Raw genomic sequence first — 18,765 nt, 5'->3', positions numbered from 1 at the left:
GATCAGTGGGGTGCCTGCCAGACCACACCGGTACCGCCGCCGTCCTCACCGATGCCCGGCCCGTACCAGCTGTCGCCGCCCAGCGACTCGGCACGCCGTTTGAGGTTCTTCAGCCCGCTGCGCCGGCCGCCCTCGGGGATGCCGACCCCGTCGTCGGCGACCGTGAGCCGTACCCCGGGGGCGCCGTCGGGCAGGGTGACCGTCGCGTCGACGACGACATCGATACGGTCGGCGTCCGCGTGCCGGAACGCGTTCGACAGCGCCTCCCGCAGCGCGGCGATGAGATTCTTGCCGGTGAGTTCCCCGACCAGCGCGTCCACGGCGCCGACGAAGTGGTGCGAGGGCTTGAACCCCAGCGGTACGGCGGCGGTGTTGATCTCCCGGAGCACCCGGGTGCGCAGCCCGGACGGTGCCTCGGCGGGCTCCTGCTGAAGGGCGAAGATCGCGGTCCGGATCTCCTGGATGGTCACGTCGAGCTCGTCGACGGCCCTGCCCACCCCCTGCCGCACCGCGGGGACGACCGACTTGCGCTGGGCGCTCTCCAGCATCATCCCGGTGGCGAACAGCCGCTGGATCACCAGATCGTGCAGATCACGGGCGATCCGGTCGCGGTCCTCGTAGACGGCGAGCCGTTCCCGGTCCCGCTGCGCCTCCGCCATCTTCAGCGCGAGCGCGGCCTGCGCCGCGAACTGCGCGGCGAGGGTCCGTTCGCCCTCCGTGAAGGTACGGGCGCCCCGCCCCCGCAGGGTGACGAGGGTGCCGAGGACCCGGCCCTCGCTCCGCAGCGGCAGCAGCATCGCCGGACCGTAGTGGCGGGCCAGTTCGCTGAGGACCCGGGGGTCGTTCGCGGCGTCCTCCAGGAACACGGCCTCGCCCGCGAGCAGGCGGGTGGTGATCTCGCTCTCCGGGGCGACGACCACTCCCAGCGCACCGGTGGGCCGCTCCGAGGAGACGGCGACGATCTCCAGGCCGCCCTCGTCGGCGGGCAGCAGCACGAGCCCGGCGGTGGAGTCCGAGAGATGGCGGACCTGTTCGGCGACCACCTGGAGCGCGTCCTCGGCGTCACCGCCCGACAGCAGCGCCGTGGTGACGGCCACGGCCCCGTCGATCCAGCGTTCCCGCTGCTGGGCGGCCTCGTAGAGCCGGGCGTTGCCGATGGCGATGCCCGCCTCCGTGGCCAGTACCCGGACCATGCTGAGGTCGTCGTCGTCGAACCGGGCGCCGCCGCGTTTCTCCGACAGATAGAGATTGCCGAAGATCTCCCCCTGGACCCGGATCGGGACGCCGAGGAACGACCGCATGGGCGGATGGTGCGGGGGAAAGCCGCAGGACCGCGGATCGGCGCTGAGGTCGGCGAGCAGCACCGGTTCGGAGTGCTTGATGAGGGCGCCCAGCAGGCCGCGCTGTCCGTCGGGCAGACGGCCGATGAGCCGCGCGGTCGCCGCGTCGACCCCGTGGTGGACGAAGTCGGAGAGGCCGTCGCCGTCTTCCGCGACGACCCCGATCGCGGCGTACCGGGCGTCCGTCAGCGCGGCGGCGGTCTCACAGATCCGGTCGAGCGTGGAGTGCAGCTGGAGGCCGGTGCCGACCGACCTCATGGCCTCCAGAAGTTGCGGGACCCGCGCGGTCAGCTCGGTCGGCAGGTCCGACGCCCGAGCACCCTCTTGCTCCCCATCCATACCCAAAGCCTAATAACACCGGTTTCCGACCGAAACCCGACCCTTCCCCGGCCCTTCCCCGAGCTGCCCCCGACGATCGTCCGGCGACCGTCCGGCGCCCCCGCGCTACACCGCCGCCGCCAGCAGATCCGCCGCGCCCTCGCGGTCCCGCATCCGGGCCAGCGGCCCCTCGGCCGCGGTGAGCGTGTCGAACGCGCCCCGCTGGACGATCCGCCCCGCCTCCAGCACGATCACCTCGTCGACCTCCTCCAGTCCGGCCAGCCGGTGGGTGATCAGTACCGTCGTCCGGCCCTCGGTGGCCGCCAGCAGGTCGGCGGTCAGGGCGTCGGCGGTCGGCAGGTCGAGGTGTTCGGCGGGCTCGTCCAGCACCAGTACGGGGAAGTCCGCGAGCAGGGCCCGTGCCAGCGCGAGCCGCTGCCGCTGTCCGCCGGACAGCCGTGCCCCGTGCTCCCCGACGAGCGAGTCCAGTCCGTCGGGCAGCGAGTCGGCCCACTCCAGCATCCGCACCCGGGCCAGTACGTCCCGCAGCTCGGTGTCGTCCGCGTCCCGCCGCGCCAGCAGCAGGTTCTCGCGGACGGAGCTGTCGAAGAGGTGCGCGTCCTGGGCGCACAGCCCCACGAACCCCCGCACGGTGTCGCCGTCGAGCGAGTGCGCGTCGACCCCGCCGAGGGTGTACGTGCCGCCGGTCCCGTCGGGACGCGGGTCGAGGAAGCGCAGCAGGACCTGGGCGAGGGTCGTCTTCCCGGAGCCGGAGGTCCCGACGACCGCGATCCGGCGCCCTTCGTCCAGGGTCAGATCGACGCCGGCGAGCGCGTCGCGCCGCTGCCCGTCGTAGCGGGCCCGCAGTCCTTCCAGTCGCAGCGGGAACGGCGAGGCGGGCGCGGCGGCGGGGGTGGCGGGCTCGCGTACGGGTGCGGGCGCGTCCAGCACCTCCTGCACCCGTTCGGCGCTCTTGCGGACCCGCTGGCGGTACTGGACGGCGAGCGGCATCCCCATGACCGCCTCGAACGCGGCCATCGGGGTGAGCACCACCACCGCCATGGCGACCCCGTCCAGCCGTCCGTCCGCGACTCCCCGCGCGGCGACCAGGGCGGTCACCGCGACGGTCAGTCCGGAGACCAGCGCGGTCAGCCCGTCCCCGAGCGCGGTGGCGGACGCGGCGCGGGAGGCGATCCGGGTGAGGACCGCGTCGGCCTTCCTCGCCGCGGCGGTACGGGCGGGCAGGGCGCCCGCGACGGTCAGTTCGGCGGTTCCGGTGAGCAGGTCCGTGACCCGGGTGGCGAGCACCCCGCGGGCCGGGGCGAGCCTGCGCTCGGCGCGCCGGGCGACCGCGCCGGACAGCAGCGGTACCCCGGCACCGGCGGCGAGCAGTCCCACGGCGAGCACGGCACCGGCCTCGGGCAGCAGCCAGGCGGTGAAGCCGACGGCTCCGGCGGAGACGGCGAGCGCGGCACCGGCCGGGAGCAGCCAGCGCAGCCAGTAGTCCTGGAGGGCGTCGACATCGGTCACCAGCCGGGTCAGCAGATCCCCGCGCCGGGTGGTGCGCAGTCCGGCGGGGGCGAGCCGTTCGAGGCGCCGGTAGACGGCGACCCGGGTGTCGCCGAGCATCCGCAGCACCGCGTCGTGCGAGACCAGCCGCTCCGCGTACCGGAAGCAGGCCCGTCCGATGCCGAAGGTGCGGGTGGCCGTGACGGCCATCATCAGATAGAGCACGGGCGGCTGCTGGGAGGCCCGCGAGATCAGATATCCGGAGGTCGCCATCAGGCCGACCGCGCTGCCGAGCGCGAGGCTGCCGAGCAGCAGGGCCAGGGCGAGCCGTCCCCGCCGGGGTCCGGCCATGTCCCGGACCCGGCGCAGCGCGGACCGCTGCCGGGCCCCGGTCCCGGTACGGCCGTCCGGCCCGGGGTGCCCGTCCCGGACCGGCGTGTCCCCGTCCCGTTCCGGGGCCTGCGCGCCCACGAGGTCCATGGCGTGCGACGGGTCGCCGGACCGCTCGCGGTCCCGGTCCTGGTCGCGCTCCGACTGGAACAGCTCGTCACCGAAGGCCGCGCCGTCGTCGGTCAGTTCGGCGATCAGGTCGCCGCCGGTGGGCCGCCTGCGCGAGCCGTGGTCCGCGGCGATGGCGACCCCGGCGGTACCGGCGGTGCGTGCCGTACCTCCCTGGGCCGGGACCGTCCGCTCGGGCATCGCGAGGGTCACCACCCGGTCGGCCACGGACAGCAGCGCCGGGCGGTGCACCACGAGCAGCACGGTCCGGCCGACGGCCAGTCGCCGTACCGCCTCGACCACATCGGCCTCGGTGTCCCCGTCGAGCGCGGCCGTGGGTTCGTCCAGCAGCAGCACGGGCCGGTCCGCGAGGAAGGCCCGCGCGAGGGCGAGTCGTTGCCGCTGTCCGGCGGACAGTCCGGTCCCGTCCTCCCCGAGCAGGGTGCTGGCCCCGTCGGGCAGCGCGTCCACGAACTCCAGGGCTCCGGCGTCGCGGAGGGCCCGGCGGACAGCGGTGTCGTCGGCGTCGGGCCGGGCGAGGCGGACGTTCTCCGCGACGGAACCCGCGTACAGATGGGGGCGTTGGGGCACCCATGCCACCTGCTGGTGCCAGGACTCCCGGGCGATGCCGGTGAGGTCCACCCCGCCGATCCGTACCCGGCCCCGCTGCGGCCGTACGAAGCCCAGGGCGGCGGCGACCAGGGTCGACTTGCCCGCGCCGCTCGGTCCGACGAGTGCGACGGTCTCCCCCGGGCCTACCTCGAAGGACACCCCGGACACGGCGTCGTCGTCGCGTCCCGGATACCTGACGCCGACCTGGTCGAAGCTCAGTCCGAGCGCCTTACCGGCGGGAAGGACACCCGTGCCGTTCGTGGGGACCTCGGTCTCCAGGACCTCGAAGACCTCCTCCGCCGCCGCGAGTCCCTCGGCCGCCGCGTGGTACTGCGCGCCCACCTGCCGGACCGGCAGATACGCCTCGGGCGCCAGGATCAGGATCATCAGCCCGATGGAGAGATCCATCCCGCCGTGGACCAGCCGCATCCCGATGGTGACGGCGACGAGCGCGACCGACAGGGTCGCGAGCAGTTCCAGGGCGAACGACGAGATGAAGGCGATCCGCAGGGTGCGCATGGTGGCGCGCCGGTAGTCGCCGGTGATCCGGCGGATCGACTCGGCCTGGGCCTTGGCCCGGCCGAAGACCTTGAGCGTGGGGAGTCCGGCGACCACATCGAGGAAGTGTCCGGAGAGCCGGGACAGCATCCGCCACTGACGGTCCATCCGGGCCTGGGTCGCCCAGCCGATGAGGATCATGAAGACCGGGATCAGCGGAAGGGTGCCCGCGATGATGGCGGCGGAGACCCAGTCCTCGGTGACGATCCGTACGAGCACCGCGACGGGTACGACCACCGCGAGCCCCAACTGGGGGAGATAGCGGGAGAAGTAGTCGTCCAGGGCGTCGATGCCCCGGGTGGCGAGGGCGACCAGTGATCCCGTGCGCTGACCGCTGAGCCACCCCGGGCCCAGCGCGCCCGCCCGCTCCAGCAGCCGTCCCCGCAGCTCCGACTTGACCGCCGCACTGGCCCGGTGCGCGGCGAGTTCGGTGAGCCAGGAGACACCGGCACGGCCGACGGCCACGGCGGCCAGCGCGATCAGCGGGGCCCTCAGCTCACCGGCCGACAGACCTTCCTGGAAGGCGCCCACCACGATCTCGGCGATCAGGGTGGCCTGGGCGATGACCAGCCCCGCACCGACCAGCCCCAGCAGCACCACGGCCAGCAGGAATCCGCGGGTGGCGCGGGTGTACCGGAGCAGTCGCGGGTCGATCGGTTTCACGTGAAACACACCCTCGGGGTTGGTTCAGGGGTGTTTCACATGAAACACACCCAGGCGGTGCGGGGTGCGGACGGAGCCGGTGACACCGGCCCCGTCCGAGGGGTCAGTGCACGGGGTCGGAGATGTGCTGGGTGCCGATCCGCTTGCGGAACACCCAGTACGTCCAGCTCTGGTAGAGCAGGACGAGCGGGGTCGCGATGCCCGCGCACCAGGTCATGATCTTCAGGGTGTAGGGCGTCGACGAGGCGTTGGTGACCGTGAGGTTCCACGCCGGGTCGAGCGAGGAGGGCATGACGTTCGGGAAGAGCGTCAGGAAGAGCATCGACACGGCGGCGATGATCGTGACGCCGGAGAAGGCGAACGACCAGCCCTCCCGTCCGGCCAGATTGGTACCGAGGGCGGCGACCAGCGCGGCCACCGCCACGACCATCGCGACAAGGCTCGCGGTGTCGCCCTTGTCGAGCTGGGTCCAGAGCAGGAATCCCAGGGCCAGTACGGCCGTCAGCAGTCCGACCCGGGTGGCGAGCCTGCGGGCCCGGACCCGGATGTCACCCACCGTCTTGAGGGCGACGAACACCGCTCCGTGGAAGGTGAACAGCGTCAGGGTGACCAGCCCGCCCAGGAGCGCGTAGACGTTGAGCAGATCCCAGACGTTGCCCACGTACTCGAAGTCCTGGTCGATCTTCACGCCCCGCACGATGTTGCCGAAGGCGACACCCCAGAGGAAGGCGGGCAGCAGGGAGCACCAGAAGATAGCGTTCTCCCAGTTGCGCTGCCACTTCTCCTCGGGCCGCTTGGCGCGGTACTCGAAGGCGACCCCGCGCACGATCAGACTGACCAGGATCAGCAGCAGCGGAAGGTAGAACCCGGAGAAGAGGGTGGCGTACCACTCGGGGAAGGCGGCGAAGGTGGCGCCGCCGGCACTGAGCAGCCAGACCTCGTTGCCGTCCCAGACCGGGCCGATCGTATTGATCAGTACCCGCTTCTCGGGCCGGTTGCGGGCGAGCAGCTTGGTCAGGACACCGACCCCGAAGTCGAAGCCTTCCAGGAAGAAGTAGCCGATCCACAGGACCGCGATGAGCACGAACCAGACATCGTGGAGTTGCATGCCTCAGTTCCTTTCCCTCGGTACGAGAAGGCCGTCAGTACGAGAAGGCCATCGGCCGGTCGGGATCGCGGTCGTTGCCGCCGATCCTGGTCGGCGGGTTGAGGTCCGCCTCGGTCAGTTCGGGCGGCCCGCCCTTGATGTACTTGGCGAGCAGCTTGACCTCGATCACGGCGAGGATCGCGTAGAGGGTGGTGAACACGATCATCGAGGTGATGACCTCGCCCTGGCTGGTCCCGGGGGAGACCCCCTGCCGGGTCTCCAGGACGCCGTAGACGACCCAGGGCTGACGGCCCGTCTCGGTGAAGATCCAGCCCCAGGAGTTGGCGATCAGCGGGAAGGCCATCGTCCAGGCGGCGAGCAGCCAGTACCAGCGGGTGAACCGGGGGCTGATGACCTTGTTCCGGAAGAGCACGAGGTTCGGCATCTCGTCCTCGCCGACCCTCATATGCGCGGGGAGCAGGAACTTCTTGCGGGTCAGCCACAGTCCCAGCAGCCCGATACCGAAGGACGCCATCCCGAAGCCGATCATCCAGCGGAAGGACCAGAACGCCACGGGGATGTTGGGCCGGTAGTCGCCGGGCCCGTGCTCGGCCTGCTCGGCGGCGTTGACGTCGTTGATGCCGGGCACGAAGGAGTCGAAGTCGTCATGGGCGAGGAAGGACAGTATCCCGGGGATCTCGATGGCGACGGTGTTGTGGCCCTTGTCCACATCCCCGTAGGCGAAGAGGGAGAAGGGCGCGTTCGTCTGTCCGTCCCAGAGGGCCTCGGCGGCGGCCATCTTCATGGGCTGCTGCTCGAACATCACCTTGGCGAGCCGGTCACCGCTGACGGCGGTGAGCAGTCCGGCGACGGCGACGGTGATCAGACCGAGCCGCAGCGAGGTCTTCATCACCGGGATGTGCTTCTTCTTGACCAGGTGGAAGGCGGAGACGCCGACCATGAACGCGCCACCGGTGAGGAAGGCGGCGGTCAGGGTGTGGGCGACCTGGGTGAGCGTGGTGTTCTGGCTGAGGACGGCCCAGAAGTCGGTCAGTTCCGCGCGACCGACCGCTTCGTTGATGCGGTAGCCCACCGGGTGCTGCATCCAGGAGTTCGCGGCGAGGATGAAGTACGCGGAGAGGATGGTGCCGATGGCGACCATCCAGATACAGGCGAGATGGATCTTCTTCGGCAGCTTGTCCCAGCCGAAGATCCACAGCCCGATGAAGGTCGACTCGAAGAAGAAGGCGATCAGCGCCTCGAAGGCGAGCGGCGCTCCGAAGACATCACCGACGAACCGCGAGTAGTCCGACCAGTTCATCCCGAACTGGAACTCCTGGACGATGCCGGTGACGACACCCATGGCGATGTTGATCAGGAAGAGCTTGCCCCAGAACTTGGTGGCCCGGAGGTACTTCTCCTTCCCCGTGCGCACCCAAGCCGTCTGTAGTCCGGCGGTGAGGGCCGCCAGGGAGATCGTCAGTGGGACGAACAGAAAGTGGTAGACGGTAGTGATGCCGAACTGCCATCGCGCCAGGGTCTCCGGCGCCAGAGCGAGGTCCACGTCTCCTTCTCCTTACGTGCCGTGTTCACAGCGGCAGTTTGCCCCTTTGATCTCCCGCATAACAGGATCTTCCGGGCGCGCTTGTGAACGCGTTCACATTCACAAGCATTATGTCCTACCGGTTGCGACCCATCGCACGGGGGTCCCCCTTAACGGAGGCAGCACACGCGGGTGACCGTGGGAACCATGGCCGGGCGCGACGAAGGCCCCCGAACCGAAGGTGCCGGTCGTCGGGGGCCTTGTATGAGAGGGCGCTCATCTCCTACATGACGGGCGTCACAGCTCCTTGCGGAACGCCTCGGCGGCCCGCACGAAGATGTCGTTCCCCTCGGTCTCGCCGATCGAGATCCGCACGCCCTCCCCCGCGAACGGCCGGACCACCGCACCGGCCCGCTCGCATGCCGCCGCGAAGTCACTCGTACGGTCCCCGAGCCGCAGCCACACGAAGTTGGCGTGGGTCTCCGGCACCGTCCAGCCCTGGTCCGTCAGCGCCGCGACCACCCGCGAGCGCTCCGCGACCAGCGAGCCGACCCGGCCCAGCAGTTCGTCCTCCGCGCGCAGCGACGCCACCGCCGCGTCCTGCGCGAGCTGGCTCACCCCGAACGGCACCGCCGTCTTGCGCAGCGCGGCGGCCACCGGCTCATGGGCGATCGCGAACCCGACCCGCAGCCCGGCCAGGCCGTACGCCTTGGAGAAGGTCCGCAGCACACAGACGTTCGGCCGGTCCCGGTAGACCTGCGCCCCGTCCGGCACCTCCGGGTCCCGGACGAACTCCCGGTACGCCTCGTCCAGTACCACCAGCGCATCCCCCGGCACCCGGTCCAGGAAGCGCTCCAGCTCGGCCCGGCGGACCACCGTCCCGGTCGGGTTGTTCGGGTTGCACACGAAGATCAGCCGGGTCCGCTCGGTGATCGCGTCGGCCATCGCGTCCAGATCGTGCACATCACCCGAGGTCAGCGGCACCCGTACCGAGGTCGCCCCGCTGATCTGCGTGATGATCGGGTACGCCTCGAAGGACCGCCAGGCATAGATCACCTCGTCGCCCGGACCCGAGGTCGCCTGGAGCAGCTGCTGGGCGACACCGACCGAGCCGGTACCGGTCGCCAGATGGCTCACCGGCACGGCGAACCGGTCGGCCAGCTCGTTCAGCAGCACCGTGCACGCCATGTCCGGGTAGCGGTTGAAGGCGCCCGACGCGGCCACGACCCGCTCCAGCACCCCGGGGAGCGGCGGGTACGGGTTCTCGTTCGAGGAAAGCTTGTAGGCCACCGGGCCGTCGGCGGACGCGGGCTTCCCGGGCGTGTACGCGGGTACGGCGGCCAGTTCGGCACGAAGCCTGGGATTCTGCTCGCTCACCACGGTCCTCCTAGCGACTCGTTCAATACTCCATACCCTCAGAGGATTCCCCACCCACCCGTCCCGCTACAAGGCTCCACCCTCGCCGCACCACCGCGACACCCCTGTCCCACGGCCGGCCGCCCCGCCGCGCGCCCCGCCCGTCCGCCCCGGTTCCACCGGCGCCCACGGGACGCCCCCACGCCCGGAGCGCTCCGCCCGCCCGGGTGGGGGGCGCGCGGACCGTGTCCTCGCACCCCTGGCTCACTCCGTGGCGCGCATCCCCCGTGAAGGTGAGTTGAGACCTCTTCGAGACATGACTCCTTCACCAGGCCCACCCCCACCCGGACGCACTCATTCACTGGCAGAAGCCACAACAGCCCTCGTTTTTAAGCGACTTCACCCCGCACGGCCATGCAGAAACGTTCCTGTCAACGTATGAATATGCGTCCGACCCACCCCACCCGCGGCGCCCTACTATCGGCACGCCATGACAGCAGCAGGGAAGCACCAGGTGAGCCGGGCGGACACCCCCCGCCGAGGCGGTCGGCCAGGCCGAGCGGGTATCAGAGATGTTGCCGCCGCCGCCGGTGTCTCCATCACGACGGTCTCCGACGCCCTCAACGGCAAGGGCCGGTTACCGGACGCCACCCGACGACATGTCCGCGAGGTGGCGGACCGGCTGGGCTACCGGCCCTCCGCCGCCGCCCGCACCCTGCGTACCGGGAAGTCCGGCCTCATCGGACTCACCGTGACGACCTACGGGGACGAACCCTTCACCTTCACGGAGTTCGCGTACTTCGCGGAGATGGCCAGAGCCGCCACCTCCGCCGCGCTCGCCCGTGGATACGCCCTGGTCATCCTGCCCGCGACCTCCCGCCGCAGCCCCGTGGACGTCTGGTCGAACGTCGCCCTCGACGGCACCGTGGTGATCGACCCCTCGGACAAGGACCCCGTCGTCACCGAACTGGTCCGCCAGGGCCTGCCCGTCGTCTCGGACGGCCGCCCGGCCGGTTCGCTGCCGGTCACCGCGTGGGTGGACAACGACCACGAGGCCGCCGTCCTCGGCATCCTCGACCATCTCGCGGCGGCCGGCGCCCGCCGGATCGGACTGCTCACCGGCACCACGACCGATACGTACACCCATCTGTCGACAACGGCGTATCTGCGCTGGTGCGAACGGGTGGGCCAGGACCCGGTGTACGAGGCGTACCCCGCGCACGACCCCTGCGCGGGAGCCGTCGCCGCCGACCGGCTGCTCGCGAGGCCCGACCGGCCCGACGCCGTCTACGGTCTCTTCGACCCGAACGGCACCGACCTGCTGGCCGCCGCCCGCCGCTACGGACTGCGGGTCCCGGACGATCTGCTCCTCGTCTGCTGCTCCGAGTCGACCGTCTACGCCACCACCGAGCCGCCCATCACCACCCTGTCCCTCAAACCGCGCCGGATCGGCACCGCCGTCGTGCAACTGCTGATCGACGCCATCGAGGGGGTGCAGTCGGACCAGCCGGTCGAGCAGGTGATACCGACCGAACTGATCGTGCGCACCTCCTCCGAACGGCGCCATCCGCGGACGACCGTCAGCCCGCCCCGGTCGCCCCGGAGCGGCTAGCCGGCGATGAACGGGTCCCCGGCCGCCGCCCAATTCGGGAGAAATGCGCGGTGAACCGGGCCCCTGTTCCGATTCACCACCCCTGGGTCATCACACAGCGCGATCCGCATTCCTATGATGGGCGGACGACACCGCGGGCCGCTGCGACCAGGCAGTCCGTTCCGGTGCAGTTGCGGCGCAAGGTGGTGGAGGGGTCGATGACTCAGGGGGCAGGTCAGGGACCCGTCGTGCGAACGCCGACAGTGCGCGATTTCCGCGTGCCGGCCTATGTGCACGAAGCGGGTCCCGTAGATCCCGGACAGCCCGCCACGCGGCCCGATCCCCGGATCGATCCGCGTACGGAACAGCCGTCCCGGCACGACGATCCACAGCAGGACGCCCATCAGGGCCAGGCACCGGCGGGCGCACCGCGCTCCGGTCCGCCGCCCTACCCGCCGGGCGGGACCGACGGCCCACCCGCGCGGGTGGGCGGCGCCCCGTACCCCGCACCCGGCGAACCGGGTCCGCCACCCGGCCCGCCCCCGGTCACCGCCATGGGCACGGCGCCGGTCATGGACGTGATGGGCCTTCCCGCCGAGCCGCGCCCCGGGCCGGGGACGCCCGACGGGCCGGTCGGCCACGCGGTCGGCTCGACGCCGCCCATCGGCCCGGAACCCGTCAGCGCGACGCCGATCGGCTCGACGCGCGTCAGCTCGGCGCCCGTCGGTTCCATGTCGCCGCCGCGGGACAGCGTGCCGCCCTACGACGAGGGCCAGGAGCCGGAGGGCTACACCCCGACCCAGCGCGACCTCCCGGTGATCAAGCGCGGCGACACCCTCCAGGCGCCGGTGGCCCCCGCCCCGGCCGTCGCCGCCCGGGAGCCGGAAGGACTCGGTCCGCTCTTCGTCGTGGGGGACGTGCACGGCTATCTGGACGAGCTGATCGCCGCGCTGCACGCCAAGGGCCTGATCGACGCCGACGGCAACTGGTCGGCCGGCAACGCCCGCCTCTGGTTCCTCGGCGACTTCACCGACCGGGGCCCCGACGGGATCGGCGTGATCGACCTGGTGATGCGGCTGTCCGCCGAGGCCGCCGCCGCCGGGGGCTACTGCAAGGCCCTGATGGGCAACCACGAGCTGCTGCTGATCGGCGCCCGCCGCTTCGGGGACACCCCGGTCAACTCCGGCGCGGGCACCGCCACCTTCCAGGCGGCCTGGCTGCTCAACGGCGGCCAGAAGGCCGACATGGACCGGCTCCAGGACCACCACCTCCAGTGGATGTCCCGGCTCGACGCGATGGAGCACGAGGACGACCACCTCCTCGTCCACTCCGACACCACCGCGTACCTCGACTACGGCGACTCCATCGAAGCCGTCAACGACACGGTCCGCGAGACCCTGACGCGCAACGACGCCGACGAATGCTGGGACCTCTTCCGGAAGTTCACCAAACGCTTCGCCTTCCGCGACGAATCGGGCCCGCGGGCCGCCCGGGAACTCCTCTCCGTCTACGGCGGTTCCCGTATCGTCCACGGTCACAGCCCCATCCCGTACCTGCTGGGCGAGGTCGGCTCCGAGGACGGGGACGACAGCCAGGGGCCGGTCGTGGACGGCCCGCACGTCTACGCCGACGGACTCGCGATCGCGATGGACGGCGGAGTGACCATGGCCGGAAAGCTGCTGGTCCAGCAACTCCCCCTGAACGACTGAACCGTTCCGCGGACAGCCGCGGCGGCGACGGGCCCCAGGCCGTGCCCGGCCCTTCGCGTCGGGCCGGCCCGCGGCGTCCGCCGCCGGGCGTCGCTCGGCGGAGGGCCGCCCTCGTACCGGACGTACCCGGGCATGCCCGGCAGCGCGGCGAGGTCCGGCGCGGTGCCGGGCGTCGCGGGCCCGGCGGGAATCGCCGGACACGGCCCGGGGCCCCGGGGCCGATTTTCGCTATTTCTCTGTCACCTTGAGCCGTGGCGGCTCTACCATCGCACTATCCGTAGCAGGCTCCCCTCCGTTTCTGCCCGACGGCTCTCAACCATGTGAGCCACACGTCCTACGGAGCATCGGGGGATGCACATGAACAGCGTTCCGCAACATCTGTCGAGTGAGGACCGCACCGAGTACGAGCGCGTCCTGGACGCGGCGCTGCGCTCCGCCCGTCCGGAAATCGCCGCGGCCGAAGGCCGGTTGAACACCGAGCAGCTGCGCACCCTGGCGCTGAACGCGGGCGCCCTGATCACCGACGCCGCCGCCGACGAGTACGACGCCTATGTCAAGATCCGCGAAGAGGCCCACGAGGCCGCGTCCGGGCCGACCGGGTCCGGATCGTCCGGTACCGGGTCCGCGTCCGGGCCGCGCACGGCGGGGCTCGCGGACACGATGGGCGAGGTGCCGGAGCCCGCGGGCGCCGGGGTCCTCGCCGTCGTCGCGGCGCTCGCGCCGGTACTCGCCGGTGCGGCGGCCGTGATCTTCCTGCTCGTCGGCTATGTGCTGCGGGCCGTCTCCCCGGACCTGGCGATCGGCCGGACCCTGCTCACCACGGGCTGGGTCTTCGGCGCGATCACCGCAGCGGCGATCCTCGCCGCCGCGGCCGGTCTGCTGATCGCCGCCCTGCGCAACAACGCCACCGCGCTGCGCGCGGGGCCCCGCGGCGAGCTGGACCAGCAGGTCGAGCTCGCCCGCGCGGCCTGGCGCGAGGCACTGCTGGCACGCGGCATCACGCCGTTCCTCCAGGAGGCCCTGGCCAACGCCCCGGCGACCGGCGCCATCACCGGTGTGGACGGTGACCCGGCGGGTACAGGCGGCGGCCGGAGGTCCGAGGCGACGACCGGCCGGATGCCCTCTCTCGGCTATCACCGGCCGGGGTTCAGCAGCCCGGACGGGGGCCCCGCGGCGGGGCCCCGGCCCAGTTACTCAAGTCCGGACTTCTCCAGCCCGGACTTCGGCGGCCCGGAGCACAAGCTGGAGTAGCCGGTACGTGCCGCTCCACCTCACAGGTACGCGGGGCGGGCGGCACGGCATCCGGTACGTGAAGCCGCACGTCAGCCGGTGCGCGGGGCAACCTCGGCCGGGGAGGTGAAGCGGCACGTCAGCCGGTGCGCGGTGAGGCCCGTGGACGGCTTCGCGGACCAGGAAGGCCCACGGGTCCTCACCGCGTGTCCGCCCGCAGGCGGGCCGGGGTCAGTCGGCCATCGGCAGATACACCCGGTTCCCGCCGGCGGCGAACTCCTTGGACTTCTGGAGCATGCCCTCGGTGACCTCGTCCAACGAGGCCCCGTCCTCACCCGCGCCGCCGAACCGTTCCGTGATGCTGTGGCTGATCTTCATGGAGCAGAACTTCGGGCCGCACATGGAACAGAAGTGCGCGGTCTTCGCGGGCTCCGCGGGCAGCGTCTCGTCATGGAAGGCACGTGCGGTGTCGGGGTCGAGCGCCAGATTGAACTGGTCCTCCCAGCGGAACTCGAAGCGGGCGTCCGACAGCGCGTCGTCCCACTCCTGCGCACCCGGGTGGCCCTTGGCGAGGTCGGCGGCATGCGCGGCGATCTTGTAGGTGATGACACCGGTCTTGACGTCGTCCCGGTTGGGCAGGCCCAGATGCTCCTTGGGCGTGACGTAGCAGAGCATCGCGGTGCCCCACCAGGCGATCATCGCGGCGCCGATGCCCGAGGTGATGTGGTCGTAGGCGGGGGCGATATCGGTGGTCAGGGGGCCGAGGGTGTAGAACGGCGCCTCCTCGCAGATCTCCTGCTGGAGGTCGATGTTCTCCTTGATCTTGTGCATCGGTACATGACCGGGGCCCTCGATCATGGTCTGTACGTGAAAACGCTTCGCGATCCGGTTGAGTTCCCCGAGGGTGCGCAACTCCGCGAACTGCGCGTCGTCGTTGGCGTCCGCGATGGAGCCGGGGCGCAGCCCGTCCCCCAGCGAGTACGTGACGTCGTACGCGGCGAGGATCTCGCACAGCTCCTCGAAGTTCTCGTACAGGAAGGACTCCTGATGGTGGGCCAGGCACCACGCCGCCATGATGGAGCCACCACGCGAGACGATCCCGGTCTTGCGGCGGGCCGTGAGCGGGACGTAAGGGAGCCGGACCCCCGCGTGGACGGTCATGTAGTCCACACCCTGCTCGGCCTGCTCGATGACCGTGTCCTTGTAGATCTCCCAGTTCAGTTCCTCGGCCTTGCCGTCCACCTTCTCCAACGCCTGGTAGAGCGGCACCGTTCCGATCGGCACGGGGGAGTTGCGGAGCACCCATTCACGGGTGGTGTGGATGTTGCGGCCGGTGGAGAGGTCCATGACGGTGTCGGCCCCCCAGTGGGTCGCCCAGGTCATCTTGTCCACCTCCTCCTCGATCGAGGAGGTCACCGCGGAGTTCCCGATGTTGGCGTTGACCTTCACGAGGAACCGCTTGCCGATGATCATCGGCTCGATCTCGGGGTGGTTGACGTTGGCGGGCAGCACGGCCCGCCCGGCGGCGATCTCCGCGCGGACGACCTCGGGTTCGACGTTCTCCCGGACCGCCACGAACTCCATCTCCGGGGTGATCTCACCGCGGCGCGCGTACGCGAGCTGGGTGACGGGCTGCCCGTCCCGGCCCCTGCGCGGCTGGCGGGGCCGCCCCGGGAACACCGCGTCCAGATTGCGGAGTCCGCCGCGCGGCGAGGTGTGCTTGATCCCGTCGTCCTCGGGCCGCACCGGCCGTCCCGCGTACTCCTCGGTGTCACCGCGGGCGATGATCCAGTTGTCGCGCAGCGGCGCCAGCCCCCGGCGGACATCGGTGTCGGCGTGCGGATCGGTGTACGGGCCGGAGGTGTCGTACAGCGTGACGGCCTTGCCGTTGGTGAGGTGGACCCGCCGGACCGGTACGCGCAGATCGGGGCGGGAACCCTCGATGTACCCCTTGTGCCAGCCGATGGTCGGCCCGGTGCCGTCCGGACCGGTGCTGTCCGGACCGGTGCTGTCCGGCTCGGTGCCGTCACCCCGACCGTCGGCGTCGGCAGGACCGGTGGTCTCCGTGTCCGGACCGGTACCGGTACCCGTGGTGGGGCCGTCCCCGGCGGACCGCTCGGGTCCGGCGAACTGCTCGGCTTCCGTGGACCGCCCGGCCGTCGAGGGGGCGTCGGTCTGTGCCGTCGGCCCGGGTTCGTCGGTGGGGACCCGCGCGCCGTTCGTCTCGCGTTCCGCGTTCACGGCAGGCGTGCGTACATCCTTGATGGTCATGAGACCTACTCCCTACGCCGGCATTACCCGGTAACAGGTTCAGCGGTCGACGCAGCCGTTCTCCGCCGGACCGCTCGTACGCCGAATGCGTCGAGTACGTCCGTCAGCGGAGGTCAGCGCCCTCTCAGCCCGGTGCTCCGAGCTCCCGCGTGTACAAAGGTGCCTCCACGCTAGCGTCATATCTGGCGTGCTGAACAGTGGGCCCCGGTCGTTCTTGCGATGATCGGGCGGTGACCACGACGCCGCAGCCCCCCGTCCCGCCCTCCGGTCCGCCCCGGACGCCGTTCCCCGGAGCGGCACATGGGTCACCCCCGTACGCCCCGGAACACGGGCATCCGCCGGGCGCCGGACCCGGCGGACACGGACCGGGCGACCAGGGGCCCGCCGGGTACGGAGGCCCGGGCGGCGGCCGGTCCGGTCCCGGGCACGGCGCACCGCAGCACAGCGCACCGGAGCACGGCGGACCCGGGCACGGCGGGACGGGGGCCGGGCACAGGGGGCACGGTCACGGTGGTCATGGGCACGGCGGGCACGGTCACTCCCACTCGCACGGTCCGGCGGCTCCCGTGTCCGCGCGGCTGCGCCGGATCATCGCGGCGGTGCTCATCCCCTTCGCGGCGGCCGTGGTGGTGGGTCTCGCGGTGCTGTGGCCCGGGGGGACGCCCGGACATGAGCGCACGGGTGTGGGTTTCGACCGGCAGACCCAACAGGCGACCGTCACCAAGGTCGACCGGGTCGACTGCAAGTCGGTGAACGTGGGCGCGGTCCCGCCGACCGGTGACACCTCGACGGCCGAGGGCAGTTCGGCGCAGCAGCGGGCGACCGGCGACTGCGGCAAGGCGACGGTCGAGGTGACCACGGGCCCCGACAAGGGCCGGACGTTCACGGAGATCGTGCAGCCGGACGCGACCCGGAAGCTGACCTCGGGGCAGCAGGTGATCGTCGCGTACGCCCCCGACGCGCCCCAGGACCTCCAGTACTCGGTGACCGATGTGAACCGGCGGCTGCCGATGGCCCTGCTCGCCGGGCTGTTCGCGCTCGCGGTGGTCGCGGTCGGCCGGCTGCGCGGACTGATGGCGCTGATCGCGCTCGCCGTGAGCTTCCTCGTGCTGACGTTCTTCATCCTGCCCGCGATCCTCCAGGGCTCGAACCCGCTGGTGGTGGCGGTGGTCGGGGCCAGCGCGATCATGCTCATCGCGCTCTATATGTGCCATGGCCTGACCGCCCGGACCTCGGTGGCCGTTCTCGGCACCCTGGTGTCGCTGCTGCTGATCGGGCTGCTGGGGTCGCTGTTCATCGGATGGGCCGCGCTCTCGGGCGACACCGACGACAACACGGGGCTCATCCACGGCCTGTATCCGTCGATCGACATGAGCGGGCTGCTGCTGGCGGGGGTGATCATCGGGTCGCTCGGTGTCCTCGACGATGTCACGGTCACCCAGACCTCGGCGGTGTGGGAGCTGCGTCAGGCCGATCCGACGATGAGCCGCCGGGCGCTGTACCTCGCGGGCATCCGGATCGGCCGGGATCACATCGCGTCGGTCGTCAACACGCTCGTCCTGGCGTACGCGGGCGCCGCGCTGCCGCTGCTGCTGCTGTTCTCGATCGCGCAGAGCGGGGTCGGTACCGTCGCCAACAGCGAGTTGGTGGCCGAGGAGATCGTACGGACGCTGGTCGGCTCCATCGGGCTGGTCGCGTCGGTCCCGGTGACGACGGCCCTGGCGGCGCTGGTCGTCTCCGCGGACCGGGAGCCTCCGACGCCCCTTCCCGGACGGACCGTTCCGTCCCCCACGGGGCGCGGCCGCCGCCGCAAGAAGTGACCCGCCGCACCACCCCGCCGCACCACCGCGCCGCCCCGGCCGGCCGCGCACCGGGACCGCGTTCGGCAACAGGAACGGCGGGCGTAAACCTCCGGAGCGGACCACTTCACGGTTGACGACCCGCCCGGGACGTCAGCCCGCGCTCTGTTCCTCCGCCAGAATCCGGTCCAGCGCCTGGTCCAACAGGGAGTCGAATCCGGCCATCGACCGCTCCTGACCCAGCGGAACGAGCTTGTCCGTACGGTCCAGGAAGGCGATCAGGGGAGCGACCCCGGCCCGGAACACGGCCTGCTCCGTGCCGACCTGAAGGGTGATGAGGACATCGCTCAGCAACTCCGGATCATCCGGCGCGATATGCACATCCCCGTCCCCGCAGGGTCCCGCCACCCCGTCGACCAGCAGTTCCCGTCCGAACGTCCAACTCACGGGAGCGTCACCGGGAAGATGGAAAGTGAGCTGCACGGCATACGGATCAGCGGCCTCGTAGCCGAGCTCCACGGGAATGCGGAACGCGAGCTCCTCGGACACGAGAAAGCTCATCATGACCTCTGCCTGTACCGACTCGCGCATTGGCTACCCCGTCGTGTGGCGTCGACTTGGCCAGGAATCATCCCCCTGACACTGATGGCATCTTGCTTAACGTACACGACAGATCACAAG

General features: G+C 71.2%; 11 protein-coding genes. 4 read left to right on the top strand and 7 right to left on the bottom strand.

The window, feature by feature from the left end:
* Nucleotides 1–2: 2 nt before the first annotated feature.
* From AB852_RS13305 to hisC, 5 genes are all read right to left on the bottom strand, one after another.
* On the bottom strand, nt 3–1,679 hold the full coding sequence (locus AB852_RS13305) for a sensor histidine kinase (protein WP_073787328.1): 1,677 nt from the start codon (nt 1,677–1,679) through the stop codon (nt 3–5).
* A gap of 105 nt (nt 1,680–1,784) precedes the next feature.
* Nucleotides 1,785–5,498: a thiol reductant ABC exporter subunit CydD gene (cydD, locus tag AB852_RS13300; RefSeq protein WP_079184562.1), complete on the bottom strand. Its 3,714-nt coding sequence runs from the start codon at nt 5,496–5,498 to the stop codon at nt 1,785–1,787.
* A 103-nt stretch (nt 5,499–5,601) separates the two neighbouring features.
* Entirely contained in the window at nt 5,602–6,606 is a 1,005-nt protein-coding gene (gene cydB / locus AB852_RS13295) for a cytochrome d ubiquinol oxidase subunit II (protein WP_073787324.1), read from the bottom strand.
* Between the two features lie 34 nt (nt 6,607–6,640).
* Nucleotides 6,641–8,149, bottom strand: coding sequence for a cytochrome ubiquinol oxidase subunit I (locus tag AB852_RS13290; protein WP_073787321.1), 1,509 nt, complete (start codon nt 8,147–8,149; stop codon nt 6,641–6,643).
* A 276-nt stretch (nt 8,150–8,425) separates the two neighbouring features.
* Nucleotides 8,426–9,505, bottom strand: coding sequence for a histidinol-phosphate transaminase (hisC, locus tag AB852_RS13285; RefSeq protein ID WP_073787319.1), 1,080 nt, complete (start codon nt 9,503–9,505; stop codon nt 8,426–8,428).
* A 469-nt stretch (nt 9,506–9,974) separates the two neighbouring features.
* On the opposite strand from hisC, the gene AB852_RS13280 reads away from it, so the two are divergent.
* The 3 genes from AB852_RS13280 to AB852_RS13270 all read left to right on the top strand — a co-directional run bounded on the left by AB852_RS13280 (nt 9,975) and on the right by AB852_RS13270 (nt 14,035).
* The gene (locus AB852_RS13280; RefSeq protein WP_073787317.1) at nt 9,975–11,096 is read left to right on the top strand and encodes a LacI family DNA-binding transcriptional regulator; all 1,122 of its coding nucleotides are present in this window, start codon (nt 9,975–9,977) and stop codon (nt 11,094–11,096) included.
* Between the two features lie 533 nt (nt 11,097–11,629).
* Nucleotides 11,630–12,784, top strand: coding sequence for a metallophosphoesterase (locus AB852_RS13275; protein WP_245876763.1), 1,155 nt, complete (start codon nt 11,630–11,632; stop codon nt 12,782–12,784).
* A 351-nt stretch (nt 12,785–13,135) separates the two neighbouring features.
* Nucleotides 13,136–14,035 (top strand): hypothetical protein, encoded by a 900-nt coding sequence (locus AB852_RS13270; protein ID WP_073787315.1) that lies wholly within the window; start codon nt 13,136–13,138, stop codon nt 14,033–14,035.
* A 210-nt stretch (nt 14,036–14,245) separates the two neighbouring features.
* On the opposite strand, the gene thiC is transcribed toward AB852_RS13270, so the two are convergent.
* Nucleotides 14,246–16,285 carry a phosphomethylpyrimidine synthase ThiC gene (gene thiC, locus AB852_RS13265; RefSeq protein ID WP_245876739.1) on the bottom strand — a complete coding sequence of 680 codons (2,040 nt, stop codon included), beginning with the start codon at nt 16,283–16,285 and terminating at the stop codon, nt 14,246–14,248.
* Nucleotides 16,286–16,515: 230 nt separating this feature from the next.
* On the opposite strand from thiC, the gene AB852_RS13260 reads away from it, so the two are divergent.
* Nucleotides 16,516–18,105: a YibE/F family protein gene (locus AB852_RS13260; protein ID WP_073787312.1), complete on the top strand. Its 1,590-nt coding sequence runs from the start codon at nt 16,516–16,518 to the stop codon at nt 18,103–18,105.
* A gap of 132 nt (nt 18,106–18,237) precedes the next feature.
* On the opposite strand, the gene AB852_RS13255 is transcribed toward AB852_RS13260, so the two are convergent.
* Nucleotides 18,238–18,675: an SsgA family sporulation/cell division regulator gene (locus tag AB852_RS13255; protein WP_073787299.1), complete on the bottom strand. Its 438-nt coding sequence runs from the start codon at nt 18,673–18,675 to the stop codon at nt 18,238–18,240.
* Nucleotides 18,676–18,765 lie beyond the last annotated feature (90 nt).

It is taken from the genome of Streptomyces uncialis (assembly GCF_001905345.1).
In the GTDB taxonomy this organism is placed as follows: Bacteria; Actinomycetota; Actinomycetes; order Streptomycetales; family Streptomycetaceae; genus Streptomyces; species Streptomyces uncialis.
Note: the sequence above shows the minus strand (reverse complement) of the source record. Positions and strands in the feature narration are given on the sequence as shown.